The sequence below is a fragment of the Vibrio sp. 2132-1 genome, assembly GCF_033344315.1.
This window is the reverse complement of the sequence record NZ_JAWPON010000576.1, coordinates 1-593: the sequence shown is the minus strand read 5'-3', so window position 1 is coordinate 593 and position 593 is coordinate 1. Positions and strand designations below refer to the sequence as shown.

At 46.4% G+C, this 593-nt stretch carries 1 protein-coding gene; it reads left to right on the top strand.

Annotated features, from left to right (window positions below):
• Positions 1-593, top strand: a 593-nt coding sequence (locus R8N47_RS26745; protein WP_318186304.1) for a LysR family transcriptional regulator, incomplete at both ends; no start/stop codon positions are given.

Genomic DNA, 593 nt, shown 5'->3' with positions numbered 1-593 from the left:
AGTTACTTCGATACTCAATTGTTTATTCGTGATCGAAATAACATAAAGCTGACCTCAGCAGGGGAACGCTTAATCAGTTATGCCGAAGTTATGGTCACCACATTGCAGCAAGCAAAACTGGAATTATCACTTGAAGATGGAAAAGCATTACAGCTCACCATGGGCGGTACGCCGAACATTTGGGATGCGTATTTGCAAAACTGTTTGAGTATTGTGACGGATTCTTTCGGCGGTTACGGCTTTATGGCCGAGGTGATGGGCCGTGAAATGCTAAGCCGTAGCTTATTAGAGCGCACGTTAGATATGGCATTTGCGTTTGACCAAATCAAAGCTGATGAGCTTAATTGTAAAAAAGTCGCGGATGTTGTCCTTGTGCTGGTTTCTACCGAGCAAGATTCATTAGATACGGTGTTTGAGCACAAATATGTGTATGTGGATTGGGGAACACGCTTCGCTTCTGAGCACTCTGAGCGTCACCCTAAAATTCCGGCTCCGTACCTGCGCACATCGACTGCGCGTATTGCTTTGGACTTCATTTTAGAGAAAGGCGGCGCGGCGTATCTGCCGGTGTCTCTCGTAGAGCCGTTTATTGC